The organism is Kitasatospora sp. NPDC051853 (assembly GCF_044452665.1).
Taxonomy (GTDB): Bacteria; Actinomycetota; Actinomycetes; order Streptomycetales; family Streptomycetaceae; genus Kitasatospora.
In genome coordinates this window covers 41330-67247 of record NZ_JBITBY010000019.1, presented here as the reverse complement: position 1 = coordinate 67247, position 25918 = coordinate 41330, and the positions used below count along the sequence as shown (strand labels likewise).

General features: G+C 72.6%; 20 protein-coding genes. 17 read left to right on the top strand and 3 right to left on the bottom strand.

Going from position 1 to position 25918, the window contains the following annotated elements; all coding sequences use genetic code 11:
• Window positions 1–33: 33 nt before the first annotated feature.
• From ACIA8O_RS37710 to smc, 3 genes are all read left to right on the top strand, one after another.
• Window positions 34–321, top strand: a complete 288-nt coding sequence (locus ACIA8O_RS37710) for an acylphosphatase (RefSeq protein WP_396298587.1) — start codon at window positions 34–36, stop codon at window positions 319–321.
• A gap of 451 nt (window positions 322–772) precedes the next feature.
• Window positions 773–976, top strand: a complete 204-nt coding sequence (locus ACIA8O_RS37705) for a hypothetical protein (protein WP_396298586.1) — start codon at window positions 773–775, stop codon at window positions 974–976.
• A gap of 239 nt (window positions 977–1215) precedes the next feature.
• A complete protein-coding gene (gene smc / locus ACIA8O_RS37700) occupies window positions 1216–4809 on the top strand; it encodes a chromosome segregation protein SMC (RefSeq protein WP_396298585.1) in 3594 nt (1197 codons plus the stop codon).
• On the opposite strand, the gene ACIA8O_RS37695 is transcribed toward smc, so the two are convergent.
• Complete coding sequence (locus ACIA8O_RS37695; protein ID WP_396298584.1) at window positions 4799–6271, bottom strand: purine-cytosine permease family protein; 1473 nt, start codon at window positions 6269–6271, stop codon at window positions 4799–4801. The genes smc and ACIA8O_RS37695 overlap by 11 nt on opposite strands.
• Window positions 6272–6363: 92 nt before the next feature.
• Here ACIA8O_RS37695 and ftsY point away from each other — a divergent pair, with 92 nt between their 5' ends.
• Window positions 6364–7551: a signal recognition particle-docking protein FtsY gene (gene ftsY / locus ACIA8O_RS37690; protein WP_396298583.1), complete on the top strand. Its 1188-nt coding sequence runs from the start codon at window positions 6364–6366 to the stop codon at window positions 7549–7551.
• A gap of 156 nt (window positions 7552–7707) precedes the next feature.
• Here ftsY and ACIA8O_RS37685 read toward each other — a convergent pair whose 3' ends face one another.
• A complete protein-coding gene (locus ACIA8O_RS37685; protein ID WP_396298582.1) occupies window positions 7708–8382 on the bottom strand; it encodes a bifunctional DNA primase/polymerase in 675 nt (224 codons plus the stop codon).
• Between the two features lie 508 nt (window positions 8383–8890).
• On the opposite strand from ACIA8O_RS37685, the gene ACIA8O_RS37680 reads away from it, so the two are divergent.
• The 7 genes from ACIA8O_RS37680 to ftsH all read left to right on the top strand — a co-directional run bounded on the left by ACIA8O_RS37680 (window position 8891) and on the right by ftsH (window position 19354).
• The gene (locus tag ACIA8O_RS37680; protein WP_396298581.1) at window positions 8891–10345 is read left to right on the top strand and encodes a hypothetical protein; all 1455 of its coding nucleotides are present in this window, start codon (window positions 8891–8893) and stop codon (window positions 10343–10345) included.
• A gap of 228 nt (window positions 10346–10573) precedes the next feature.
• Entirely contained in the window at window positions 10574–11893 is a 1320-nt protein-coding gene (locus ACIA8O_RS37675) for an ammonium transporter (RefSeq protein ID WP_396298580.1), read from the top strand.
• Complete coding sequence (locus tag ACIA8O_RS37670) at window positions 11893–12231, top strand: P-II family nitrogen regulator (RefSeq protein WP_396298579.1); 339 nt, start codon at window positions 11893–11895, stop codon at window positions 12229–12231. Before ACIA8O_RS37675 ends, ACIA8O_RS37670 begins: the two co-directional genes overlap by 1 nt.
• A 215-nt stretch (window positions 12232–12446) precedes the next feature.
• Complete coding sequence (locus ACIA8O_RS37665; protein ID WP_396298578.1) at window positions 12447–14897, top strand: [protein-PII] uridylyltransferase; 2451 nt, start codon at window positions 12447–12449, stop codon at window positions 14895–14897.
• A 208-nt stretch (window positions 14898–15105) separates the two neighbouring features.
• Complete coding sequence (ffh, locus tag ACIA8O_RS37660; RefSeq protein ID WP_396298577.1) at window positions 15106–16677, top strand: signal recognition particle protein; 1572 nt, start codon at window positions 15106–15108, stop codon at window positions 16675–16677.
• 72 nt (window positions 16678–16749) lie between these two features.
• Window positions 16750–17286: a GNAT family N-acetyltransferase gene (locus ACIA8O_RS37655; protein ID WP_396298576.1), complete on the top strand. Its 537-nt coding sequence runs from the start codon at window positions 16750–16752 to the stop codon at window positions 17284–17286.
• 139 nt (window positions 17287–17425) lie between these two features.
• Entirely contained in the window at window positions 17426–19354 is a 1929-nt protein-coding gene (gene ftsH / locus ACIA8O_RS37650; protein ID WP_396298575.1) for an ATP-dependent zinc metalloprotease FtsH, read from the top strand.
• Window positions 19355–19451: 97 nt separating this feature from the next.
• Here ftsH and ACIA8O_RS37645 read toward each other — a convergent pair whose 3' ends face one another.
• Complete coding sequence (locus ACIA8O_RS37645; RefSeq protein ID WP_396298574.1) at window positions 19452–20357, bottom strand: SAM-dependent methyltransferase; 906 nt, start codon at window positions 20355–20357, stop codon at window positions 19452–19454.
• 293 nt (window positions 20358–20650) lie between these two features.
• Here ACIA8O_RS37645 and proS point away from each other — a divergent pair, with 293 nt between their 5' ends.
• The 6 genes from proS to trmD all read left to right on the top strand — a co-directional run bounded on the left by proS (window position 20651) and on the right by trmD (window position 25907).
• Window positions 20651–22063: a proline--tRNA ligase gene (proS, locus tag ACIA8O_RS37640; RefSeq protein ID WP_396298573.1), complete on the top strand. Its 1413-nt coding sequence runs from the start codon at window positions 20651–20653 to the stop codon at window positions 22061–22063.
• Window positions 22064–22522: 459 nt separating this feature from the next.
• Window positions 22523–23101, top strand: coding sequence for a hypothetical protein (locus ACIA8O_RS37635; RefSeq protein WP_396298572.1), 579 nt, complete (start codon window positions 22523–22525; stop codon window positions 23099–23101).
• A 534-nt stretch (window positions 23102–23635) separates the two neighbouring features.
• The gene (rpsP, locus tag ACIA8O_RS37630) at window positions 23636–24067 is read left to right on the top strand and encodes a 30S ribosomal protein S16 (protein WP_396298571.1); all 432 of its coding nucleotides are present in this window, start codon (window positions 23636–23638) and stop codon (window positions 24065–24067) included.
• A gap of 2 nt (window positions 24068–24069) precedes the next feature.
• Window positions 24070–24309 carry an RNA-binding protein gene (locus ACIA8O_RS37625; RefSeq protein ID WP_030306741.1) on the top strand — a complete coding sequence of 80 codons (240 nt, stop codon included), beginning with the start codon at window positions 24070–24072 and terminating at the stop codon, window positions 24307–24309.
• A gap of 138 nt (window positions 24310–24447) precedes the next feature.
• Window positions 24448–25083, top strand: coding sequence for a ribosome maturation factor RimM (rimM, locus tag ACIA8O_RS37620; protein ID WP_396298570.1), 636 nt, complete (start codon window positions 24448–24450; stop codon window positions 25081–25083).
• Between the two features lie 5 nt (window positions 25084–25088).
• A complete protein-coding gene (gene trmD / locus ACIA8O_RS37615; protein ID WP_396298626.1) occupies window positions 25089–25907 on the top strand; it encodes a tRNA (guanosine(37)-N1)-methyltransferase TrmD in 819 nt (272 codons plus the stop codon).
• The last annotated feature ends 11 nt before the right edge of the window (window positions 25908–25918 follow it).

Here is a 25918-nt window from a genome sequence, read left to right as displayed (position 1 = left end):
GCTCGTCGCCGCGCATGGCCTAGGGTCGTGGCCATGCACAGCGACGAGCCCGTCCGCTGCACCGCCTGGGTGCGCGGCAAGGTCCAGGAAGTCGGCTTCCGCTGGTGGACCAGGGCCAGGGCGCTGGAGATCGGCGGCCTCACCGGCTACACCAGCAACCTCGGCGACGGCCGGGTCCAGGTGGTCGCCCAGGGCGCGCGGCACGACTGCGAGCGCCTCCTGCACCTGCTGCGCGGCCCCGGCACGCCGGGTCGGGTGAGCGGTGTCACCGAGATATGGGGGGCCACCGCCGACCGGTACGAGGGCTTCGAACTCCGGTGAGCCCCGGCGCCGCCCGGCGGCCGCGGGGGGTGCCGGGGTGTGCACGGAGGACACCGGCGTGACACCGAGGTGACACCGAGGCACGACTGTCGGTGTCGTGCGGTTGCCTTCTGGGCAGACTCGTGGTTGACTCCGCAGCGAGCAGTGATCCATCTGACACAACGGTGGGTTGCCAGCCCGGCCGCACAGCGTGTCCACTCCCGCGTGCAGGTGACAGGGTGGCGGTAGCGTGCGGTGATCGTGTTGACCCGTACCGTCTTTGGTGAGACGCTGAAAGCCCGCGCACCAATATGCGTTCTCCCGGCAGGGTCATGCCGTCGTGAGCCCAGCTCACGCGGCTCTCCCGTAGTGCCCAGCCAGCACTACCGGCCCGCGGACGGGTGCGTGACACCCCTTCCCCCAAGACCTGTACCTATACGGTTCGGTCACTCAGCGTGGAGGACCATTCATCATGGCAAAGGCGCTTCTCGGGTACGTCGGCGGCCCCGACCCGCGAATGCTCTCCGAGATGCGACGGCTTCAGCAGCGCGTCCAGGACCTGGAGTCCGAGCTCAACCGGATGCAGGCTGAGAACGACGCACTCACCGCTGTCGTTGACGAGCACTCGCTGCTCAGCAGCATCGAGCTGGACCAGCGGGAGCCCGCGCTCACCTGATCCTGCCCGATCGCCGGAGTTCGACGCTGCTGCGCACGAGATCCCCGATGGGGTCGCAGCTACAAGAGGGACGCCGAGACGGCGTCCCTTCGTCGTTCCCGAAACCTTTTGCCGATGAGATTGCCCGCCTCCGGCGTGGTCAAACCACCGCCTGTCCGTTCTCCGCGAGGGGGGACGGATACAGTCGGCCATCCGGGAGGTGAACCCCGGGCGGCCGGCGAGGTGAGGAGAACGGGCGCGTGCACCTGAAGAGTCTGACGCTGCGCGGGTTCAAGTCCTTCGCCTCCGCCACCACGCTGCGCTTCGAACCCGGCATCACCTGCGTGGTCGGCCCCAACGGCTCCGGCAAGTCCAACGTGGTGGACGCGCTCAGCTGGGTCATGGGGGAGCAGGGCGCCAAGTCGCTGCGCGGCGGCAAGATGGAGGACGTCATCTTCGCCGGCACCAGCGGCCGTCAGCCGCTCGGCCGCGCCGAGGTCAGCCTCACCATCGACAACACCGACGGCGCGCTGCCCATCGACTACTCCGAAGTCACCATCACCCGCACGATGTTCCGCAACGGCGGCAGCGACTACGCCCTCAACGGCGAGACCTGCCGGCTGCTCGACATCCAGGAGTTGCTCTCCGACTCCGGCATCGGCCGCGAGATGCACGTCATCGTCGGCCAGGGACAGCTGGACTCCGTGCTGCACGCCGACCCGATGGGCCGGCGGGCCTTCATCGAGGAGGCCGCCGGGGTGCTCAAGCACCGCAAGCGCAAGGAGAAGGCGCTGCGGAAGCTGGACGCGATGGCCGCCAACCTCAACCGGGTGCAGGACCTGGTCGCCGAACTGCGCCGCCAGCTCGGGCCGTTGGGGCGGCAGGCGAAGATCGCCCGGCGGGCGGCCGGGATCCAGGCCGACCTGCGGGACGCCCGGCTGCGGCTGCTCGCCGACGACCTGCTGACGCTCCGCCGGGCGGTGGAGGCCGAGATCGCCGACGAGCTGGCGCTGCGGCTGCGCCGCTCCACGGTGGAGCAGGAGCTGGACCGGGCCCAGCAGCGGGAGGCGGTGCTGGAGGCCCAGGTCGAGCAGCTCGGCCCGCGGCTGGAGGAGGCCCGGCAGACCTGGTACCGGCTCTCCGCGCTCGGCGAGCGGACCAGGGGCACCATCGGCCTGGCCGAGGCCCGGGTGCGGCACGCCCTCACCGCCGGACAGGGCGAGGAGCGGCGCGGGCGGGACCCGGAGGAGCTGGAGCGGGAGGCCGCCCGGGTCCGCGAGGAGGAGGCGGCGCTCGCCGAGGCGCTGGAGGAGGCGCGGTACGCGCTGGCCGAGGCGGTCGAGCGGCGGGACGGGCTGGAGCGCGAACTCGCCGCCGAGGAAGGGCGGTTGAAGGCCGCCGCGCGGGCCATCGCGGACCGCAGGGAGGGCCTGGCCCGGCTCCAGGGGCAGGCCGCCGCCGCGCGCTCCAAGGCGGCCGGGGCCGAGGCCGAACTGGCCCGGCAGGCCGAGGCCAGGGACGGCGCGGTGGAGCGGGCCGAGGCCGCCCGGCAGGAGTACGCCGCGCTGGAGGCCGAGGTCGGCGGCGCGGACGGTGGTGACGAGGAGGCCGAGGCGGCGCACCAGGGGGCGAAGGAGCGGGCCGCCGGGGCCGCGGCCGCCGTCGGCGCCGCACGGGAGGCGCTGGCGGCGGCCGAGAAGGAGCGGGCCGGGCTGACGGCCCGTCACGAGGCGCTCTCACTGGGCCTGCGGCGCAAGGACGGCAGCGGCGCGCTGCTCGACGGCGGGCTCGTGGGCGTGCTCGGCCCGGCCGCCGCACTGCTGGCGGTGGAGCCCGGCTACGAGACGGCCGTCGCGGCCGCGCTCGGGGCGGCGGCCGAGGCGGTCGCGGTGGACGGGGTGGCGACGGCGGCGGCCGCGCTGCGGCTGCTGCGCGGTCAGGACGCCGGGCGGGCGGCGCTGCTGGTCGGCGGGGCCGCTCCGGTGGAGGGCGCTCCGGGGAGCGGTCCGCGGTGGGCTGCCGGGCTGGTGTCCGCGCCGGAGGAGCTGCGGCCCGCGGTGGCCGGGCTGCTGGCCCGGACCGTGGTGGTGGACGACCTCGACGAGGCCGTCCAGCTGGTGCTGCGCGAGCCCGGACTGACGGCCGTGACCAGGGACGGCGACCTGCTCGGGGCGGGCTTCGCGCAGGGCGGGGCGGCCGGGGCGCCGAGCCTGCTGGAGACCCGGGCCGCGGTGGCCGAGGCGGCCGAACGGATCGCCGAACTCGACCTGAACTGCGAGGAGTTGGCCGAGGCACTGGCCGGGGCCACCGAGCTGCGGCGCGAACTCACCGCCGAGATCGAGGAGTCGGCGGCCCGTCGACGGGCCGCCGAGAAGCAGCGGGCGGCCACCGCCGGGGCGCTCGGGCGGCTCGGCGGGCAGGCCCGGGCGGCGGCGGGCGAGGCCGAACGGCTGGCCGCCTCCGTCACCCGGGCCGAGGAGGGCCTGGCGCAGGCGCTGGCCGCCGCCGAGGAGCTGGCCGAACGGCTGGCGGTGGCCGAGGAGTTGACGGACCCGGGCGAGGACGAGCCCGACCCGGCGCGGCGGGACGAGCTCGCGGCGGGGGCCGCCGAGGCCCGGCAGGGCGAGCTGGAGGCCAGGCTCTCGGTGCGCACCCACGAGGAGCGGGTGCGCGGGCTGAACGGCCGGGCCGACCAGCTGGACCGGGCCGCCCGGGCCGAACGGGAGGCCCGGGCCCGGGCAGCCGAACGGCGCGAACGGGCCCGGCACGAGGCCGGGGTGGCCGGAGCGGTGGCCGCCGGGGCCCGGCAGTTGCTGGCCCGGCTGGAGCTCACGCTGGCCCGGGCCGAGGCGGAGCGGGCCGAGGCCGAGCAGGACCGGGCCGCCCGGGAGGCCGAACTGCGCGCCGGGCGCGAGCACGGCCGCGAACTCAAGGGCGAGCTCGACAAGTTGGTGGACGCCGGGCACCGCGACGAGGTGCTGCGGGCCGAGAAGCGGCTGCGGATCGAGCAGCTGGAGACCAAGGCGCTGGAGGAGTTCGGCATCGAGGGCGCCGAGCTGCTCGCCTCCTACGGGCCGGACCAGCTCGTCCCGCCCGCGCTGCCGGAGGAGGGGCAGGAGCCGGGCGAGCCCCGCCCGTACGTCCGGGCCGAGCAGGAGAAGCGGCTGCGGGCCGCCGAGCGGGCGTACCAGCAGCTGGGGAAGGTGAACCCGCTGGCGCTGGAGGAGTTCGCGGCACTGGAGGAGCGGCACCAGTTCCTCGGCGAGCAGCTGGACGACCTCAAGCGCAGCCGCAAGGACCTGATGGACATCGTCCGGGACGTGGACGAGCGGGTGGAGCAGCTCTTCACCTCGGCGTACCACGACACCGCGGCGCAGTTCGAGGGCGTCTTCTCCCGGCTCTTCCCGGGCGGGGAGGGGCGCCTGGTGCTGACCGACCCCGGGTCCATGCTGACCACGGGCGTCGAGGTGGAGGCCCGGCCGCCGGGGAAGAAGGTGAAGCGGCTCTCGCTGCTCTCGGGCGGGGAGCGCTCGCTGACGGCGGTGGCGCTGCTGGTCTCCATCTTCAAGGCCCGGCCCAGCCCGTTCTACGTGATGGACGAGGTGGAGGCGGCGCTGGACGAGACCAACCTGCGCCGGCTGATCGCCATCATGGAGGAGCTGCGGGAGAGCTCCCAGCTGATCGTGATCACCCATCAGAAGCTCACCATGGAGTCGGCCGACGCGCTCTACGGCGTCACCATGAAGGGCGACGGGATCTCCCAGGTGATCAGCCAGCGGCTGCGCGAGGAGCACCGCGAGCGGAAGCCGCGCGCGGTGCCCCGGCGGCCGGGGGAGGCCGCGGTCAGTCCCTGACCAGGGCGCGCGGGCCGGTGGCCGCCGGCTCGGTCTCCACGGCGGTGGTGCGGGCCTGCGGCAGGGCCGCGTAGACCGCCGCGCCGACCAGGACGGTGACCACCCAGGCCAGGCCGTTGGTGCCGATCCAGCTGTTCGCCCAGGGGCCGGCGAACCAGACGTCGTCCGCGCTGAGGGCCGCCCGGGTGAACATCAGGCCGGTGCCGATCGCCAACAGCCAGGCGGTGAGCGCCTGCCAGCAGAAGCCGCCCCTGAACCAGTAGGCGGAGCGCGGGGTGGTGTCCAGCAGGGCGGTGGCGTCGTAGCGGGTGCGGCCCTGGCGGTGACGGCGCAGCATGTCGACGCCGTAGACGCCGATCCAGGCCGAGAAGGAGACGGCCAGGATGGTCAGGAAGGTGATGAAGGAGCCGTAGAAGCTCTTCGCCACCAGCATCAGCAGCAGGCCGCCGACCAGGCTGATCACCGCGTTGATGGAGACCGCCCAGGCGCGGGGGAGCTTCACGCCCATGGTCTGGGCGGTGAAGCCGGCCGAGTACATCGAGAGGCTGTTGATCAGCACCATGCCGATCAGCGCGATCAGCAGGTAGGGGACGGCCAGCCAGGTCGGCAGCAGGTCGCCGATGAAGGCCACCGGGTCGGAGGCGGAGGCCAGGTCCGGGGTGCCGACCGCCATCACCGCGCCCATCAGCACCATCGGGACCACCACGATCCCGGCGCCGCCGATCGCGGTGCCCACGATGCCCCGCGCGCTCGCCCCGCGCGGCAGGTAGCGGGCGAAGTCGGCGCCGGACGGGGCCCAGCTGAGCCCGCCGGCCGCGATGGTGCCGATGCCCGCGACCACCATCGCGGTGGTGCCGGCCGGGCGGGCGAAGACCTCGGACCACTCGACGGTGGCCACCAGGTAGCCGAGCACCAGGACGGAGAAGATCCCGAACAGGTAGGCCGACCAGCGGTTGCACCAGAGCAGCGCGTTCCGGCCGAGGCCGGAGACCAGGAAGGTGGTGCCGACGAAGAGCAGCAGGGTGACGACGACGAGGGGCGTGCTGCTCCTGATCCCGAAGAGCAGGTCGAGGACGGAGAGCAGGGCGTAGGCGCCTGTGACCGCGTTCACCGTCTCCCAGCCGAACCGGGCCACCCAGGTCACCGCGCCCGGCACCAGGTTCCCCCGGACGCCGAAGACCGCCCGGGAGAGCGTCATGGCGGGGGAGCCGCCCCACTTCCCGGAGACGGTCAGCAGGCCGACGATCCCGTAGGCGAGGACGGCGGCGGAGACGGCGACCAGCAGGACCTGCCAGAGGTTCAGGCCGTTCAGGACGATCAGACCGGCGCCCATGGTGAGCAGCAGCACGCTGATGTTGGCGGCGAACCAGGTGTGGAACAGCTCGCGGACCCGCCCCTGCCGCTCGTCGTCGGGCACGGGTTCGATGCCGCGGGTCTCCACGGCCTGGTGGTTCTCGGTCATGGGACACAAAGGTACGGTCTGTCCGGCTTACGTCATAAGAGGCGTATGTCCTCGTTCACTGCGGTGGGGGCGTCGCGGATACTGGGTCCGTTATGGAATACGTGATCCTTGCCGTAGTCATCGCGGTCGTCGCCATCGGCGCCGTCGCGGGCCTCGTCGTCAGCGGCAGACGACGTAAGCAGCTGCCTCCCAAGGCCGAGGCACCCGTCATCACGCCCCCGCGCGAGCCGCAGGTCGGCGAGGAGTCCGCAGCGTCGGCGCCGGAGCCGGTCCGCACCGTCGAGGAGGTGACCCTCCCTCAGGAGATCGAGGCCCCCGACGAGGCCCTGACCGCCCCCGAGCTGGAGGTCCCCGAACCGACCGCGGGCCGTCTGGTCCGTCTGCGCGGCCGGCTCTCCCGCTCGCAGAACTCGCTCGGCAAGGGCCTGCTCACCCTGCTCTCCCGGGACCGCCTCGACGAGGACACCTGGGAGGAGATCGAGGAGACCCTGCTCACCGCCGACGTCGGCGTGAAGCCCACCCAGGAGCTGGTCGAGAACCTGCGCACCCGGGTCAAGGTGCTCGGCACCCGCAGCCCCGAGGAGCTGCGCGGCCTGCTCCGCGAGGAGCTGGTCGCCCTGATCGGTGCCGACGCCGACCGTCAGCTGAAGACCGCCAAGCACGAGGACGGCCGCCCGGCCGTCGTGCTGGTCGTCGGCGTCAACGGCGTCGGCAAGACCACCACCTCCGGCAAGCTCGGCCGGGTGCTGGTCGCCGACGGGCGCAAGGTGGTGCTCGGCGCCGCCGACACCTTCCGCGCCGCCGCCGCCGACCAGCTGCAGACCTGGGGCGAGCGGGTCGGTGCCGCCACCGTCCGCGGGCCCGAGGGCGGGGACCCGGCCTCGGTCGCCTTCGACGCGGTCAAGGAGGGCATCGCGGAGGGCGCCGACACCGTGCTCATCGACACCGCGGGCCGGCTGCACACCAAGACCGGTCTGATGGACGAGCTCGGCAAGGTCAAGCGGGTCGTGGAGAAGCACGGGCCGGTGGACGAGGTCCTGCTGGTCCTCGACGCCACCACCGGGCAGAACGGACTGGTCCAGGCGCGGGTGTTCGCCGAGGTGGTGGACATCACGGGCATCGTGCTCACCAAGTTGGACGGCACCGCGAAGGGCGGCATCGTCATCTCGGTGCAGCGGGAACTCGGCGTGCCGGTCAAGCTGATCGGGCTCGGCGAGGGCGCGGACGACCTCGCCCCGTTCGAGCCGGGCGCCTTCGTGGACGCGCTGATCGGCGACTGAGCTCCGCACCGGGAGAAGTGGTCACACCAGGGGCGCGGGGAACTGCGCGCAGGGGAACGGCAGCACGTGCAACCGGCTGATGGAGCCTCAGTTGCAGGTGAGTGGCCTTCCGCCTCGCGCAGTTCCTCGCGCCCCCGGTGTGACCACTGGCGTCTGCTAGGCCGTGACCGGCGTGCGCTCCCGGGTGCGGTGGCAGGCGTAGGCGATGGTGCCGAGGAGGAGGCGGGCCTCCGGGGGGCAGGCGGCGGACTCGCGGGAGGGGCGGCGGAGCCAGCGGGCCGGGCCGAGGGGGCCGAGGACGGTGGGCGGGGCGGCCACGTAGGTGCCCTCGCCGTGGCAGGCCAGGTCGAGGGTGGTGTCGTCCCAGCCCATCCGGTAGAGCAGGTCGGGGAGGCGCTGGGCGGCGCCGGGGGCGACGAAGAAGAGCAGCCGCCCGGTCGGCAGGCCGAGCACCGGCCCGACCTGGGTGCCCATCCGTTCCAGCCGGACCAGTGCCTGGAGGCCGGGCTGCGCCGGGACGTCGAGCACGTCGAAGGAGCGGCCGGCGGGCAGCAGCAGCGCGGCGGGGGAGGAGCCGTCCCGGAGCACGTCCAGCCCGGCGGTGCCGGTGCCGGAGGCCGGGTCGACGGCGGGGCCGAGCCCGAGGTGCAGGCCGGGCGCCGCGCAGTGGACGGTGCCGCAGTCGCAGCGGCCGTCGGCGGGGGTGGCGGAGCCGGTGCCGACCGCCACCGCCCAGCCCCAGCGCCCGGTGTACTCAGCGGCGGCCTCGTACGCGGTGCCGCGGGTCCGGCGGCGGGTGCCGAAGCGGAGTTCGCCGAAGAGGGTTTCCATGCCTCCCCCAACAGGTTCGGAATGCCGGTGGTTACGGGGCGCGTCGTCGGACGGACCGCCGGACGGGTCGGCGGAGGGACCGGCGGACCGTGGCGGTGCGTCGATTGTGCGACGTGAAGCGGGTCGTGCGTCGGCGGCGCGCAGCAGGCGGAGTGCTCCGATTCGTGGGTGCCGGGCGAGCAGGCCGCTTGCGCCCCCACTGCGGATGCCGGATCGTCGGAGCTGCACGGGACTCCCCTTCCTGGTCCGGCTGCTGCCGGGTCGTCAAGATCCCTGGCGGCACGGCGAGTTGGGCGGGCGTGGTGCCGGTTACCAGTGAAGCGCCCCCGGCCGTCGCGTAGTTCACTCGCAGGGGTGGCGAAAGGTGGCGATTATCCGGGCACGCTCCCCGGGGCGGTGCTTGTCGCGTTACGTTCAGCACACGGAACGCAGCGGGCCGCTCACCCAGGGCGGGGAGTGCGAAGACGATCGGGGCCCCGAGGGGCCGGGCGGGATGGGGCGCTTACCCATGGCAGAGAAGCAACCGAACGAGAAGCTGACCTCCTGGTTCGGCCGCAGTGGCTGGTCCAAGGGGGAGTTGGCGCGGCAGGTCAACCGCCGGGCCCGGCAGATCGGCGCCCATCACGTCTCCACCGACACCTCCCGGGTCCGCCGTTGGCTGGACGGCGAGCAGCCCCGTGAGCCGATCCCGAAGATCATGTCGCAGCTGTTCTCGGAGCGCTTCGGCTCGGTGGTCTCGATCGAGGACCTCGGCCTGCGCACCGCCGTGCCGGTCTCCACCGTGGACAGCGGGGTCGACCTGCCGTGGAGCGCGCCGCAGACGGTGCAGCTGATCAGCGAGTACTCCCGCAGCGACCTGATGCTCAACCGCCGTGGCTTCCTCGGCACTTCGCTGGCCCTGACGGCCGGCACCGCCCTGATCGAGCCGATGCAGCGCTGGCTCACCCCCAACCCGGCCGGCACCCCCACCCCGATCCTGGCCGCCGCCAACGGCGGTGAGCAGTTCACCGGCCGCCTCTCCGAGCCGGAGCTCCAGCTGCTGGAGCAGACCACGGTGATGTTCCGTCAGTGGGACGCGCAGAACGGCGGCGGTCTGCGCCGCAAGGCGGTGGTCGGCCAACTCCACGAGGTCACCGATCTGCTGCAGGAGACCTACCCCGAGCAGACCACCAAGCGGCTGTTCCGGCTCACCGCGGAACTCGCCCACCTGGCGGGCTGGATGTCGTACGACGTCGGCATGCACCCGAGCGCGCAGAAGTACTACGTGCTCGCCCTGCACGCCGCCAAGGAGGCGGGGGACCGGCCGTTCGGCGCGCAGATCCTCACCGACATGAGCCGCCAGATGATCCACCTCAACCGGGGCGAGGACGCCCTGGAGCTGATCCACCTGGCGCAGTACGGCAGCCGGGACACCGCCAGCCCGCGCCAGCAGTCGCTGCTGTTCGCCATGGAGGCCCGGGCCTACGCCACCATCGGAGAGGTGAACCGCTGCGCCCGCGCGGTCCGGATGGCCGAGGACACCTTCAGCGACACCCGGTTCGACGACAACTCGCCCGGCTGGCTGAAGTTCTTCACCGAGGCCGAGCTGAACGGCGAGAACTCGCACTCGTACCGCGACCTGGCGTACCACGCCAACCGCAGCCCGCTCTACGCCTCGATGGCCGAGCCGGTGATGCAGCGCGCGGTGGACCTCTTCCGGCAGGACAAGGAGCACGTCCGCAGCTACGCCTTCAACCTGATCGGCATGGCCAGCGTGCACCTGCTGCAGAACGAGCCCCGGCAGGCCGTCGCGGTGGCCGAGGAGGCGGTGGCCATCGCCACCAAGGTCCGCTCCGAGCGGCTGAACACCCGCATCCGCAAGACCACCGCCAACGCGCTGCAGAACTACGGCGACCTGGACGCCGTCACCCAGCTCTCCGACCGGGTGGTGGAGAACATCCCGGAGTTCGTCCAGAGCAGCTGAGCCCTCCCGGAGCCCGGGACCTGCGGACCTCACAGCCGCGGGTCCCCCGCACGCAGTACTCGTTCACCTCCTCGTAACGCCGCCGTGGTGCTCGTCACGGCGGCGAAACACCGAGCCGCACTGGCCGAAATCCGCCTTCGGCACTCTCCTCCTCAACGCCGACACCCCGGGTGGCACGGGACAGGTATCCCGGGTGTGGAGCGGCACTGCACCCACGAGGAGACGCCGATGCCGGACGGCTTCAGCGCTGGCGACACCGCCTTCGTATTCATCTGTGCGGCCCTGGTCATGGTGATGACCCCGGGCCTGGCCTTCTTCTACGGAGGCATGGTCAGGGTCAAGAGCACCCTCAACATGCTGGTCATGAGCTTCGTCTCGCTCGCGATCGTCAGCGTGCTCTGGGTCCTCTACGGCTACTCGCTGGCCTTCGGCCCGGACTCGGGCGCCGGTCTGATCGGCAACCTCGACTACCTGGGCATGCGCGGCATCGGCCTGAACGACCTCACCGGCACCATCCCGGTCACCGCGTTCTCCGCCTTCCAGCTGATGTTCGCGATCATCACCCCGGCGCTGATCAGCGGCGCCATCGCGGACCGCGCCAAGTTCGCCGCCTGGGGCCTGTTCGTGGCGCTCTGGGTGTCGGTGGTCTACTTCCCGGTCGCGCACTGGGTGTTCTTCTTCGACGGCGGCAACGGCGGCTGGCTCGGTGACCGCAACGGCGTGATCGACTTCGCCGGCGGCACCGCCGTCCACATCAACGCCGGTGCGGCGGGCCTCGCGCTCTGCCTGGTGCTCGGCAAGCGGATCGGCTTCAAGAAGGACCCGATGCGCCCGCACAGCCTGCCGCTGGTGATGCTCGGCTCCGGCCTGCTCTGGTTCGGCTGGTTCGGCTTCAACGCCGGCTCGGCGCTGGCCGCCAACGGCGTGGCCGGGATGGCCTTCGTCAACACCCAGGTGGCCACCGCCGCCGCGGTGATCGGCTGGCTGGCCTACGAGAAGATCCGGCACGGCGCGTTCACCACGCTGGGCGCCGCCTCCGGCGCGGTGGCCGGCCTGGTCGCCATCACCCCCGCCTGCGGCTCCGTCAGCCCGCTCGGCGCGGTGGCCATCGGTGTCATCGCCGGTGTCGCCTGTGCCGCCGCGATCAGCCTCAAGTACCGCTGGGGCTTCGACGACTCGCTCGACGTGGTCGGCGTCCACCTGGTCGGCGGCGTCATCGGCTCGCTGCTGGTCGGCCTCTTCGCCACCGGCCACGTCGGCCAGACCGCGCAGGGCCTGTTCTACGGCGGCGGCGTCGGCCAGTTGGGCAAGCAGGCGATGGGCGTGGTCGTGGTCGGCCTCTACTCCTTCGTGCTCTCCTGGCTGCTCGGCAAGGCGATCGACAAGACCATCGGCTTCCGGGTCTCCGAGGACGTCGAGGTGGCCGGCATCGACCAGGCCGAACACGCCGAGTCCGCCTACGACTTCAGCGCCGTCGGCGCCAGCCTGGGCCGCACCTCCGCCTCCACTGTCACCGCCGCTCCGAAGAAGGCCGAGGTCGACGCCTGATGAAGCTCATCACCGCAGTCATCAAGCCGCACCGTCTGGACGAGGTCAAGAACGCCCTGCAGGCCTTCGGGGTGCACGGACTGACCGTCACCGAGGCCAGCGGGTACGGCCGTCAGCGGGGCCACACCGAGGTCTACCGGGGTGCCGAGTACACCGTCGACCTGGTCCCCAAGGTCCGGATCGAGGTCCTGGTCGAGGACGACATGGCCGACGACGTGGTCGAGGTCGTGGTGAAGGCCGCCCGCACCGGCAAGATCGGCGACGGCAAGGTCTGGAGCGTCCCGGTCGACACCGCCGTCCGGGTACGGACCGGCGAACGCGGCCCCGACGCGATCTAGCGGGACCGGGACGACCGGCATCATTCGAGAGCAGCAACCGACGGTCCCAGGCGGGCCGGTGACCCTGGTGGTCGCCGGTCCGCCGGACGCGTATCCGGACGCGTGTCCGGACGCCTCCCCGGACGTGTGTCCGGGGCCGGGCGGGTCCGGTCGAGTCCGGCCGGGTCCGGCCGGGGACAGCAGCCAGCCGCAGGCAAGACGGACGGGGAACCGACGTGACCACCACCGACCAGCCTTCCGACCACGCAGCCGCCCGCGCCCGGTTGCTCGACGAACCCGGTCTGACCGGAGCCGTCCGCCGCAAGGCGCTGGCCCGGCTCGCCGACGACTGGCTGGCCGGCCTGTACGCGGCGGCCGGCGCACCGTCAGGGACCGCCCTGGTGGCGGTCGGTGGCTACGGCCGCGGCGAGCTCTCCCCGCGCAGCGACCTGGACGTGCTGCTGCTCCACCGCGGCCCGCTCGACCCGGCCCTGCCCGAACGGATCTGGTACCCCGTCTGGGACGGCGGCGCCGCCCTCGACCACGCCGTCCGCACCCCCGCCGAGGCCCGCGCGGTGGCCGCCGACGACCTCAAGGCCCAGCTCGGCCTGCTGGACGCTCGCCACCTGGCCGGGGACGCCGAGCTGACCGCCGAACTGCGCTCCGCCGTGCTGTCCGACTGGCGGGCCGGAGCCCCCGGGCGGCTGCCCGAGCTGCGTGCCTCCTGCCTCGAACGGGCCGAGCGGCACGGCGAGTTGGCCTTCCTGCTGGAGCCCGACCTGAAGGAGGCCCGGGGCGGCCTGCGGGACGTGGTGGCGCTCAACGCGATCGCGGCCAGCTGGCTCGCCGACGCCCCCCGGGACGGCCTGGAGGCCGCCGCCGAGCGGCTCGCCGACGTCCGCGACGCCCTCCACCTGACCACCGGCCGGGCCACCGAGCGGCTCGCCCTCCAGGAACAGGACCAGGTCGCCGCCCGGCTCGGCGTGCTGGACGCCGACACCCTGCTGCGCCAGGTCTACGAGGCGGCCCGCACCATCTCCTACGCGGCGGACGTCACCTGGCGGTCCGTCGAACGGGTGCTGGCCGCGCGCGGCGGGGGCGGGCGGGTCCGCCGGAGCCGGCTGTTCACCTTCGGCGGGGCCGGGCGGGGCAACGGAGCGGTGGCCCGAGGTGCGGTGGAGCGCAGCCCGCTGGCCGAGGGCGTGGTCGAACAGGACGGCGAGGCGGTGCTCGCGCAGTCCGCGAAGCCGGCCCAGGACCCGGTGCTGCCGCTGCGCGCCGCCGCGGCCGCCGCCCAGGCCGGGCTGACCGTCTCCTACGCCACCGTGCGGCGCCTGGCCGCCGAGGCCGCCCCGCTCCCGGTGCCCTGGCCGGACGAGGCCCGGGCCCAGCTGGTCACCCTGCTCGGCGCGGGCGAGGCGGCCGTACCGGTCTGGGAGGCGTACGAGGCCGAGGGCCTGATCACCCGTCTGCTGCCGGACTGGGAGCGGGTGCGCTGCCGCCCGCAGCGCAACGCGGTGCACGTCTGGACGGTCGACCGGCACCTGATCGAGACCGCGGTGCGGGCCGCCGCGATGACCCGCCGGGTGGCCCGGCCCGACCTGCTGCTGGTGGCCGCACTGCTGCACGACATCGGCAAGGGCTGGCCCGGCGACCACTCCGAGGCGGGCGAAGTGATCGTCCGGGACGTGGCCGCCCGGATGGGCTTCGACAAGGCGGACGTGGAGACCCTGGCGCTGCTGGTCCGCCACCACCTCACCCTGGTGGACACCGCCACCCGGCGGGACCCGGACGACCCGGCCACCGTGGAGCTGATCACCGAGGTGACCGGCACCCTCTCCCACCTGGAGCTGCTGCACGCGCTCACCGAGGCGGACGCCACCGCCACCGGCCCCGCCGCCTGGAGCGCCTGGCGGGCCTCGCTGGTCTCCGGCCTGGCCGGGCGGGCCGCCGCACGGCTGACGGGCGCTCAGGAACCGGCCGCGGAGCTCGGCTGGGCCTCGGGCCCGACCGCCGAGCAGGAACGGCTGGCGGTCGAGGCGGCCCGCACCGGCGAGCCCGCGCTCACCCTGCTGGCCCACGCCGTGACCGCCGGGACGGGCCCGGCGGACGGCGCCACCGAGCCGATGGGCGTCGAGCTCACGCTGGCCCTGCCGGACCGGCCCGGCCTGCTCGGCACGGTGGCCGGGGTACTGGCGCTGCACCGCCTGACGGTCCGTTCGGCCGGGCTGCGCGAACTGGACCCGGCGGGGGCCGGGCCGGTGCTGCTGCTGGGCTGGACGGTGGCGGCCGAGTACGGCGAACTCCCGGAGGCGGCCCGGCTCCGGGCCGACCTGCGGCGGGCCCTGGACGGCTCGCTGGACGTGACCAGGAAGCTGGCGGAGCGGGACGCCGCCGCGCCGCGCCGCCGCGGGATCGCCACCCCGCCGCCGGTGGTCACGGTCGCCCCGGGCGGCGCGTCCAGCTCGGCGACGGTGCTGGAGGTGCGCGCGCACGACGCCCCCGGACTGCTGCACCGGATCGGCCGGGCGCTGGACGGGGCGGGCGCCCGGGTCCGCACCGCGCACGTCTCCACCCTGGGCGCGGAGGCGGTGGACGCCTTCTACCTGACCGATCCGGCGGGCGGTCCGCTGACCGCCGAGCGGGCCCGGGAGGTGGCGGCGGCGGTGCAGGAGGCACTGTCCTGAGCGGGCGGTCCGAGGGGTGTTCCGCCGCTGCTCCGACGCCCCCTCCCCGGACCTCCCCGCAGGGCCTCCCCCAGGACCCCTCCCGGGGCCCTCCGACGACCCCTCCGGGGATCGCTTCCGACCGGGTGGGGACCGTTGGAGTGGGGGCCGGATACCCTGGGGGCGACGACAGTACCCGTACCGATGCCGCAAGGGACCCGCGACCGACGTGTTCGACACTCTCTCCGACCGCCTCGCAGCGACGTTCAAGAACCTCCGGGGCAAGGGCCGCCTCAGTGAGGCGGACATCGACGCCACCGCCCGCGAGATCCGGATCGCCCTGCTCGAGGCGGACGTCGCGCTGCCCGTGGTGCGCGCCTTCATCGCGCGGATCAAGGAGCGCGCGGCGAGCGCGGAGGTCTCCGGCGCGCTCAATCCGGCGCAGCAGGTCATCAAGATCGTCAACGAGGAGCTCATCGCCATCCTCGGTGGCGAGACCCGCCGCCTGAAGTACGCCAAGTCCGGCCCGACCGTGATCATGCTGGCCGGTCTCCAGGGTGCCGGTAAGACCACCCTGGCGGGCAAGCTCGGCCACTGGCTCAAGGCGCAGAAGCACACCCCGCTGCTGGTGGCCTGCGACCTCCAGCGCCCCAACGCCGTCACCCAGCTCGAGGTGATGGCCGACCGGGCCGGCGTCGCCTTCTACGGCCCGCAGCCGGGCAACGGCGTCGGCGACCCGGTGCAGGTGGCCCGCGACTCGGTCGAGTACGCGAAGCAGAAGCAGTTCGACGTGGTCATCGTCGACACCGCCGGCCGCCTCGGCATCGACGCCGAGCTGATGCAGCAGGCCGCCGACATCCGGGCCGCGATCAACCCGGACGAGGTCCTGTTCGTGGTCGACGCCATGGTCGGCCAGGACGCGGTCACCACCGCCCAGGCCTTCCTCGACGGCGTCGACTTCACCGGTGTGGTGCTGTCCAAGCTGGACGGCGACGCCCGCGGTGGCGCGGCCCTCTCGGTCGCGCACGTGACCGGCCGTCAGATCATGTTCGCCTCCAACGGCGAGAAGGTCGACGACTTCGACGCCTTCCACCCGGACCGGATGGCCTCGCGCATCCTCGGCATGGGCGACATGCTCTCCCTGATCGAGAAGGCCGAGCAGACCTTCTCCCAGGCCGAGGCCGAGAAGATGGCCGCCAAGCTGCGCGGCGGCCCGAAGCAGTTCACGCTGGACGACTTCCTGTCCCAGCTGGAGCAGGTCCAGAAGATGGGCTCGATCTCCAAGCTGCTCGGCATGCTCCCCGGCATGGGCCAGATCCGGGACCAGATCAACAACATCGACGACAAGGACGTCAACCGGGTCGGCGCGATCATCAAGTCGATGACCCCGGTCGAGCGGGCCGAGCCGGAGCTGATCAACGGCTCCCGCCGGGCCCGCATCGCCAAGGGCTCCGGCGTCCAGGTCGGCGAGGTGAAGAACCTGGTCGAGCGGTTCTTCGAGGCCCGCAAGATGATGTCCGCGATGGCCTCCGGCAAGGGCATGCCCGGCATGCCGGGGATCCCTGGCATGGGCGGCGGCAAGAAGTCCGCCAAGAAGGCCCAGCCGGCCAAGGGCAAGCGCAAGAGCGGCAACCCGCTCAAGCGGGCCCAGGAGGAGGCGGCCGCGGCGGAGCGCAAGGCGCTCGGCGCGGGTGCCGGTGCGGGCGACGGCGCGCAGGCCCCCGGCGGTGCCTTCGGGCTCGGTGCGGGCAAGGGCCCGGCCGACTTCGAGCTCCCCAAGGAGTTCAAGGACCTGCTCTGACCCGCTGCGGACGTCCCGTCCGCAGGCGAGTTTCCGACGGCCCGTCACCTCTTCCGGTGGCGGGCCGTCGCCATGCCCGATGATGGTTCCGTGCGAGTGGAGATCAGGGCCCCGAGGGCGGCAGACGCAGGACCGTACGCGGCGGCGGTCCGCCGCTCCGCCGAGCACGTCGGGCGGTGGAACCCGGTGGAGCCGGACGGCCTGCCCGAACTGCTCGACCGCCAGGGCCCCGGCCTGCGCACCTTCCTGATCCTCGACCGGGAGACCGGCGGCCTGGTCGGCAAGTGCAACGTGGCCAACATCGTGATGGGCCGCTTCTGCAACGCCGCGCTCGGCTACGACTCCTACCTCCCGTACGCGGGGAAGGGGTTGATGAGCGAGGGCATGCGGCTGGTGGTGGACCGCTGCTTCGCCGGGCAGGTGGACGGCGGCCTCGGGCTGCACCGGCTGGAGATCAACGTCCAGCCGGAGAACGAGCGCTCGATCGCGATGGCGCGGCGGCTGGGGTTCCGGCACGAGGGGTTCACGCCGCGGATGCTCTTCCTGAGCGGGGCCTGGCGGGACCACGAGCGCTTCGCCCTGACGGCGGAGGAGTGGCCGGGGGTCTGAGGCGCCGGGCCTGAGGCGCCGGGTCTGAGGTGCCGAGTCCGAGGCGCCCGGGTCTGAGCGGTCGTCAGGGCCGTGGAGCGCTGTGGGGTGCGGCGTTGCGCCTTGGTCGGCCCGTCCGGATGTCCGTATTGTCCGATGGGTGAGCAATCCCGTACCGCCCCGTCAGACCCCCGACCAGCCCTGGCGGTCCGAGGGCGCCCCGCCACCGCCGACGCCGAAGAAGAAGATGCCCGGCGGCTGGGCCGGCATGCTCCTCACCGCGCTCGCCGTCTTCCTGCTCGCCGAGCTGCTGCTGAACACCTTCGGCGGCTCGGGCGGCACCACCATCTCCTACACCGAGTTCCGCAACCAGCTCGGCAAGGGCAACATCACCCAGATCTACTCCAAGGGCGACGCCATCGAGGGCACCCTCAAGGCCGCCGCGCCCAAGCCGGACGGCGCCAAGGGGAACTACACCGACTTCACCACCCAGCGCCCGGCCTTCGCCGACGACGGCCTCTGGAACACCCTCCAGCAGCAGGGCGTCACCGTCACCGCCGAACCGGTGGTGCAGCAGCGCAGCTTCCTGGCCAACCTGCTGATCTCGCTCGCCCCGATGCTGCTGCTGGTGGTGATCTGGGTACTGCTGGCCCGCCGGATGGCGGGCGGGATGGGCGGCGCCGGCGGCTTCGGCCGGAAGGCCCCGCCGAAGCCGGTCAACCCGGAGGAGGGCAAGCGCACCACCTTCGCCGACGTGGCCGGCATCGACGAGGTGGAGGCCGAACTCAGCGAGGTGGTCGACTTCCTGAAGAACCCCCAGGAGTACCGCAAGCTCGGCGCCAAGATGCCGCGCGGCGTGCTGCTCACCGGCCCGCCCGGCACCGGCAAGACCCTGCTCGCCCGGGCCGTCGCGGGGGAGGCGAACGTACCGTTCTTCTCCGCCTCCGCCTCCGAGTTCATCGAGATGATCGTCGGCGTCGGCGCCTCGCGGGTCCGGGAGCTCTTCGCCGAGGCGCGGAAGGTGGCACCCGCCATCATCTTCATCGACGAGATCGACACCATCGGCCGCCAGCGCGGCGGCGGTGGCGGCATGGGCGGCCACGACGAGCGCGAGCAGACGCTCAACCAGATCCTCACCGAGATGGACGGCTTCTCCGGCTCCGAGGGCGTCATCGTCATCGCGGCCACCAACCGCGCCGAGATCCTCGACCCGGCGCTGCTGCGCCCCGGACGCTTCGACCGCCGGATCACCGTCAGCCCGCCCGACCGCGACGGCCGGGTGGAGATCCTCAAGATCCACACCCGGACGGTGCCGCTCGGTTCCGACGCCGACCTCACCCAACTGGCCAAGGTCACCCCCGGCATGACCGGCGCCGAACTCGCCAACCTGGTCAACGAGGCCGCCCTGCTCGCGGTCAAGCGCAAGCAGGACCGGGTCGGGGCCGACGACCTCTCGGACGCCCTGGAGAAGGTCCAACTCGGCGCCGTCCGCCCGCTGGTGATGCCGCAGGGGGAGCGGGAACGCACCGCGTACCACGAGAGCGGCCACGCCCTGCTGGGCATGCTCCAGCCGGGAGCCGACCCCGTCCGCAAGATCACCATCGTGCCGCGCGGCCGGGCCCTGGGCGTCACCCTCTCCACCCCCGACACCGACCGCTACTCGTACACCGAGCCCTACCTGCGCGGCCGGATCATCGGCGCGCTCGGCGGCATGGCGGCCGAGCAGGTGGTCTACGGCGTCATCACGACGGGCGCGGAGAGCGACCTGGAACAGGTCACCAACATCGCACGGGGGATGGCCGGCCGCTGGGGCATGAGCGAACGGGTCGGCCGGCTCACCGCCGTCCCCAGCGACACCCAGGGCGCCTACGGCCTCTCCGCCGCGCCGACCACCCTGGACGCGGTGGACGAGGAGGCCCGCCGGATCGTCGCCGAGTGCTACGAGGAGGCCGTCCGGCTGCTGAACGTGCACCGGGGCCAGCTGGACGCGCTGGCCGCGGCGCTGCTGGAGGCCGAGACCCTCGACGAGGAGGCCGCCTACCGGGCGGCGGGAGTGACCCGCAACACCAAGGAGCTGGACCGCAGCTGACGGTCCGTGGAACGTGTGCCCCGGCCCGGGAAGGGGCCGGGGCACACTGCTGCCGTGGGTGGCGTGTGTGCACTGTGCGGGCTGGTTCCGGTGAGAGTCAGACCCGCTCGCCGACCACGTAGCGGAAGAGGTTGGTCATCCGGACCGAGCCGTCCGGGCGAACGAACGGGTGCAGCGCCTCCTCCAGCTCCTTCGCCACCAGGGTCTGCCCCGACTCCGCCAGGGCGGCGTCGAACAGCCCGGTGGAGAGCAGCCCGCGCACCGCGCTCTCCAGGTCCGGGTAGGCGAACGGGCAGGCGACCCGGCCGCCCCCGGCCGGGCGCAGACCAGCGCGGAACAACAGCGACTCGAGACCCCCGGGCGCACTCAGCGCGAACGGCCCCGGCAGCAGCCCGGTCCGCACCCCCTGGCCCGAACCGGCCGGCCGCTGCCCCACCTCCAGCACGGAGGCGCTCTCGCACCGCTCCGACGGACCCCAGGCCGCCAGCACAAGCTGACCGCCCGTCAGCACCCGCCGGGCTGCGGCCTCCACCAGCAGGCCGGGGGCGCGCGTGGTCTGCAACTGCTCGAAGACCGTCACCAGGGAGTGCGCCGAGCGGGCGACGGGTGCCGCCGTCCGGGTGCCGGGGCGGCCGTCCGGGCTGACTCCCGGGCTGGCTTCCGGACGGGCGGTCGCCGTGGGTGCCTGGTGCACCGTCAGGCCCCGTGCCGTCGCCAGCTCGCGCAGTTCGGGGTCGGCCTCGGTGCCGGCCACCTGCGCGCCGCGCTCGGCGGCCAGCAGCAGGGCCAGCCCGGAGCGGCAGCCGAGGCCCAGCAGACTGGTCGCCGGGCCGACCTCCAAACGCTCGTACACGGCCTGGTAGAGCGGCACCAGCATCCGTTCCTGGATCTCCGCCCAGTCACGGGCCCGGCTCGTCCGGACGGGGTGGCCGTCCGGTTCGGAGGAACGTAGCCAGTCCGGAGTCGCCTCCGAGGTCGTGCCGGTCAACTGCGCCGAAGCCATCTCGGCCTCCATCCGGTCCTTGGGTCACCACAGGGTCGTCGCATCGATAACCAACCCCCCAAAGTCCCGCCCCGACACCAGCGAACAGCCGCCGGGCCCCGGCGTCCAGAGGGGTGCAGGGTGGTGTCCCGCCACATGGGTGATGCGCCCCCGGTGCGCCCTCCGGAGCACCGTCGGCCGGGCAGCCGCTCCCCTCGCCGGGCTACCCGCCGGTCACGTGGCCGACGGCCGGGCACGGCTACCAGGTGAAACGGATTCACGGTCCGGGGCCCACTCCCCGTACCATCTGCCCCATGGCTAAGGCACCCGTGCTCACTCCCCAGGCGGACGACTTCCCGCGTTGGTACCAGGACCTCATCAACAAGGCCGAGCTGGCCGACAACGGCCCGGTCCGCGGCACCATGGTCATCCGACCGTACGGCTACGGCCTGTGGGAGCGGATGCAGCAGGAGATGGACGCCCGGATCAAGAAGGCGGGCGCGCAGAACGCCTACTTCCCGATGTTCATCCCGCAGTCCTACCTGACCAAGGAGGCCGAGCACGTCGAGGGCTTCGCCCCCGAGCTCGCGGTGGTCACCCACGGCGGCGGCAAGGAGCTCGAGGAGCCGGTCGTCGTCCGGCCGACCTCCGAGACCATCATCAACGAGTACTTCTCCAAGTGGGTGCAGAGCCACCGCGACTTGCCGCTGCTCATCAACCAGTGGGCCAACGTGGTCCGTTGGGAGCTGCGTCCGCGCGTCTTCCTGCGCACCACCGAGTTCCTCTGGCAGGAGGGCCACACCGCCCACGCCACCTACGAGGACGCCCGCGACTACGCGTCGATGATCCACACCCAGGTCTACGGCGACTTCATGACCAACGTGCTCGGCATCGACGTGGTGCTCGGCCGCAAGACCGCCAAGGAGCGCTTCGCCGGCGCCATCAACACCCTCACCCTCGAGGGCATGATGGGCGACGGCAAGGCGCTGCAGATGGGCACCAGCCACGAGCTGGGCCAGAACTTCGCCAAGGCGTTCAACACCACCTACCAGCTGCAGGGCGCCGAGCGCGAGCACGTCTGGCAGACCTCCTGGGGCGTCTCGACCCGTATGGTCGGCGGCCTGATCATGTCCCACGGCGACGACAACGGGCTGCGCGTCCCGCCGCGCCTGGCCGCCGTGCAGGCCGTCGTGCTCGCCATCAAGGGCGACGACGCGGTGCTGGCCAAGGTCCGCGAGATCGGTGCCCAGCTGGAGGCGGCGGGCGTGCGGGTGGTCGTGGACGACCGCACCGACACCCCCTTCGGCCGCCGCGCCGTGGACTGGGAGCTCAAGGGCGTTCCGGTCCGCATCGAGGTCGGCCCGCGAGACCTGGAGAACGGCACCGCGATGCTGGCCCGCCGCATCCCCGGCGGCAAGGAGCCGGTCTCGATCGACGGCCTGGCGGCGATGCTGCCCGGCATCCTCGAGGAGGACCAGGAGCTGTTGCTCCGTCAGTCCCGCGAGCGCCGGCTGGCCCGCACCGTCGAGGTCACCAACCTCGACGAGGCGGTCGAGGCCGCGGCCACCGGCTGGGGCCGGATCTCCTGGGCCGAGCTCGGCCCGGAGGGCGAGGCCAAGCTGGCCGAGCAGGGCGTCTCGGTCCGCTGCATCGTCGCCGCCGACGGCTCCGTGCCGGCGACGGACGACCAGGAGGGCAACGTCGCGATCGTGGCCCGGGCCTACTGAGCCCCAGGCCGAGTCCGGGGCAGGGGCCCGGGGCAGGAGTCCGAGTCCGAGTTCGCGCTCGGTCCGGAACCGGTCCCAGGTCTCGTCCCAGGCCTGCTCTTCGCAGCACTCCGAACGTGACTTATGCAGTGCGAATGTTCTACCGCCGACTGACTGTCTGGTGAGACTACTGACCGGTCAACTCCCGGTCATGGTGAACTAGCGGTACGGTATACGGCCCGTGGCCCTGTCAATTCTCGACACCGCCACGGGCCGTTCGCCGCAAGGGGAGCAACCGCTCCCGGGCGATAGCCGAGAGCCTGGCGAGGTTCGCCGGGCCCAAAGTTGCAGGGGGTTGGTCTTGCGTCAGATACAGGCCGCGCAATTCGCGCACGGCAGTGCATTCCTGAAAGTTCGCTGGGAATTCCCCGTGAACGGAAACTCGCGGAACATCGGCTCTCACTGCATCGTTGGTCTAGCGTGAGCACGACACAGCCTCTCGTCCTGGCGGCCGAACTGGCCGCCGCCTGGAGCGACATCCAGGCCCACCACCAGGACCTCCCCGACCTCGCCTCGCCCGAGGCGCTGATCGGTGAGTCCTCCTCGGCCTGCGGCACCCAGCTCGGTTTCGAGCGACTGCTGCACGAAGCCGCCCACGGCCTCGCCGCCGCCCGGGACATCCGGGACACCTCGCGAGCCGGCCGCTACCACAACCGCCGCTTCCTGATGCTCGCCTCCGAGCTCGGCCTGGCGCACCCGATCGAGCCGCACGCCAGCAGCGGCTTCTCCCAGGTGACCATGTTGACGGAGACGCAGGAGCGGTACTCCGAGACGATCGAGCGTCTGGACCGCGCCCTCGGCGCGCACCAGCTCGCGGTCAACGGAGAGGGCGGGCACCGCGCGTTCCGCGGGCCGGCAGCTCGGCACGGTTCCTCCGGTGGCGGCGTCCGCGTCAAGGCGATCTGCGGTTGCGGTCGCAACGTCCGGGTGGTGCCGTCGGTGCTCGCCCAGGCGTCGATCGTCTGTGGCGCCTGCCAGCAGCCGTTCCGGATCGCCTGAGCAGTAAGGCAGTAAGCAGGGGCGTTCCACCGCAGCCGGTCGGGGGGTGGCCATCCGTTGCCAGGCGGATGAGCCGAACGTACCGCGCTGTTCGCACGTGGGGCCGGTGGCCCCGGTAGTTCCGCAGTACCGAAGGTCCTGCTGGTTCGGAAGTCCCGCAAGTCCTGTTAGTCCTGCAGTCCCGTAGTACTCGCAGTGCCGTACAACCTGCACTGCTCGTGGTGTGCAGTGCCTGTCGTGCCGAGATTCGGCTCAACCGGGGGCGGGGGCCCTCGGTCGGGCCGACCGGCGCGGGCCGGCGGGTGCGGGGCAGCGGGTGTGGGGCAGCAGTTCGGGCCCGCGACCGCGGGTCGGCAGGCCCGGGCCCTGGTCGGGCGTTCCCTCGGCGTGTGGCAGAATGGACAGCTGAGTACTCGGCAGCCGAGCAGGACCCCTCTCTCCTACGGCTGGCGTGTCCCTTGAACGGCCCACCTCGCAACCCCACGCGACGGTAGTGGCTGCTCACCCACGTCAACACCAGGAGAATCCACTCCCGTGGCAGTCAAGATCAAGCTCAAGCGTCTCGGCAAGATTCGCTCCCCGCACTACCGCATCGTCGTCGCCGACTCGCGCACCAAGCGTGACGGTCGCGCGATCGAGGAGATCGGCATCTACCAGCCGACCTACAACCCCTCGAAGATCGAGGTCGACACCGACCGCGCCCAGTACTGGCTGTCCGTCGGCGCCCAGCCGACCGAGCCGGTCCTCGCCATCCTGAAGCTGACCGGCGACTGGCAGAAGTTCAAGGGCCTGCCGGCTCCGGAGCCGCTGAAGGTTGCCGAGCCGAAGGTCGAGGACTTCTCGCACCTCTTCGCGAAGGCCGTCGCCGGCTTCGAGGACAGCACCACCGGTGTTGCCATCACCCCGAAGGCCAAGAAGGCTGACAAGGCCGAGGCTGAGGCCGACGCCGCTTCCACCGAGGCCTGATCGTGATCGAGGACGCCCTGGACCACTTGGTGAAGGGCATCGTCGAGCACCCCGACGAGGTGCAGGTGCGTTCGCGCAACCTGCGTCGGGGCAACACCATCGAGGTGCGCGTACACCCCGATGACCTCGGCAAGGTGATCGGCCGGGGCGGCCGCACGGCTCGCGCTCTGCGCACCGTGGTCGGCGCCCTCGGCGGTCGCAACGTTCGCGTCGACCTGGTCGACGTGGACAGCATTCGCTGACGTTCGATCGTCAGGTTTCAGGGACCGGCCGGGACGCATGTCGTCCCGGCCGGTCCTTCTGCGTACCGGGGGCGCCCGCACGGGTGCCGCTCGCGTGTTCATCGCTTCAAGGACCAAAGGATCAGGAGAACGATCACCGTGCAGCTCGTCGTCGGCAAGATCGGCCGCGCCCACGGCATCAGGGGGGACGTCAGCGTCGAGGTCCGGACCGACGAGCCGGAACTGCGGCTCGGGCCCGGTGCGGTGCTGCTCACCGACCCGGCGTCGGTCGGCCCGCTGACCATTGAGTCGGGCAAGGTGCACAGCGGTCGGCTGCTGCTCCGCTTCGCGGGGGTCAAGGACCGGAACGCGGCCGAGGCCCTGCGCGGCACGATGCTGATCGCGGAGGTCGACCCGGAGGAGCGCCCGGACGATCCCGAGGAGTACTACGACCACCAGCTGATCGGCCTCGATGTGGTGATGCTGGACGGCACCCTGGTGGGCGAGCTCACCGAGGTGGTCCACCTGCCGTACCAGGACCTGCTCACCGTCACCAAGCCGGACGGGACGGAGGTGCTGGTGCCGTTCGTCTCGCGGATCGTGCCGACCATCGACCTGGAGAACCAGCGCGCGGTCATCGACCCGCCGCCCGGGCTGATCGACCCGGCGGACGCCGAGGTGGTCCGTGCGGACGCGGCGGACGCCGCGGACCCGGAGGTGGCCGGGGAGACGGAAGCTGACGGTGCGTCGACCGGTTACGCGCCCGACGAGGCGGCCGGCGGGGCTCGCGCATGAGCGAGATGCGCATCGACGTCGTCACGATCTTCCCGGAGTACCTGGAGCCACTGAACGTCTCCCTGGTCGGCAAGGCCCGGGCCCGGGGGCAGCTCGACGTTCACCTGCACGACCTGCGGTCTTGGACCACCGACGTGCACCGGACCGTGGACGACACCCCGTACGGTGGCGGCCCCGGCATGGTGATGAAGCCCGAGCCGTGGGGCGCCGCCCTGGACGCGGTGCTCGCCCAGGGGCCCGAGGGCGAGGTGCCGACCCTGGTCGTGCCGACCCCGAGCGGGAAGCCGTTCACCCAGGAGCTGGCCCAGGAGCTGGCGGGCCGTCAGTGGCTTGCTTTCGCGCCCGCGCGCTACGAGGGCATCGACCGCCGGGTGATCGAGGAGGCCGCCACCCGGATGCCGGTGGTCGAGGCGTCCATCGGTGACTACGTGTTGGCCGGCGGCGAGGTCGCGGTGCTGGTGATGGTCGAGGCGATCGCCCGGCTGCTGCCCGGAGTGCTCGGCAACGCGGAGTCCCACCGGGACGACTCCTTCGCGCCGGGTGCCATGGCGGACCTGCTCGAAGGGCCCGTCTACACCAAGCCCGCCGAGTGGCGCGGCCGCGAGGTGCCGGAGGTGTTGCTCAGCGGCCACCACGGCAAGATCGCCCGCTGGCGCCGCGAGCAGGCCTTCACCCGCACTCTGGCCAACCGGCCCGACCTGGTGCAGCGCTGGCAGTACGGCGACTTCGACAAGAAGGAGCGCGAGGCGCTCAGCATCCTGGGGCTGACCTGGGACCAGGAGCTCGGCCGATTTCGGTCCACGGCGGAGGCTGTGGAAGAATAGGCGACTGTTGT

What these genes read in the sequence shown, in the direction of transcription:
- ACIA8O_RS37645 (WP_396298574.1), bottom strand. Translation starts at nt 20,357, where the DNA reads ATGGCTTCGGCGCAGTTGACCGGCACGACCTCGGAGGCGACTCCGGAC.
- ftsY (WP_396298583.1), top strand. Translation starts at nt 6,364, where the DNA reads ATGGAATACGTGATCCTTGCCGTAGTCATCGCGGTCGTCGCCATCGGC.
- ACIA8O_RS37670 (WP_396298579.1), top strand. Translation starts at nt 11,893, where the DNA reads ATGAAGCTCATCACCGCAGTCATCAAGCCGCACCGTCTGGACGAGGTC.
- ACIA8O_RS37695 (WP_396298584.1), bottom strand. Translation starts at nt 6,271, where the DNA reads ATGACCGAGAACCACCAGGCCGTGGAGACCCGCGGCATCGAACCCGTG.
- ACIA8O_RS37655 (WP_396298576.1), top strand. Translation starts at nt 16,750, where the DNA reads ATGCCCGATGATGGTTCCGTGCGAGTGGAGATCAGGGCCCCGAGGGCG.
- ACIA8O_RS37705 (WP_396298586.1), top strand. Translation starts at nt 773, where the DNA reads ATGGCAAAGGCGCTTCTCGGGTACGTCGGCGGCCCCGACCCGCGAATG.
- trmD (WP_396298626.1), top strand. Translation starts at nt 25,089, where the DNA reads ATGCGCATCGACGTCGTCACGATCTTCCCGGAGTACCTGGAGCCACTG.
- ACIA8O_RS37675 (WP_396298580.1), top strand. Translation starts at nt 10,574, where the DNA reads ATGCCGGACGGCTTCAGCGCTGGCGACACCGCCTTCGTATTCATCTGT.
- ACIA8O_RS37710 (WP_396298587.1), top strand. Translation starts at nt 34, where the DNA reads ATGCACAGCGACGAGCCCGTCCGCTGCACCGCCTGGGTGCGCGGCAAG.
- ACIA8O_RS37685 (WP_396298582.1), bottom strand. Translation starts at nt 8,382, where the DNA reads ATGGAAACCCTCTTCGGCGAACTCCGCTTCGGCACCCGCCGCCGGACC.
- ACIA8O_RS37680 (WP_396298581.1), top strand. Translation starts at nt 8,891, where the DNA reads ATGGCAGAGAAGCAACCGAACGAGAAGCTGACCTCCTGGTTCGGCCGC.
- proS (WP_396298573.1), top strand. Translation starts at nt 20,651, where the DNA reads ATGGCTAAGGCACCCGTGCTCACTCCCCAGGCGGACGACTTCCCGCGT.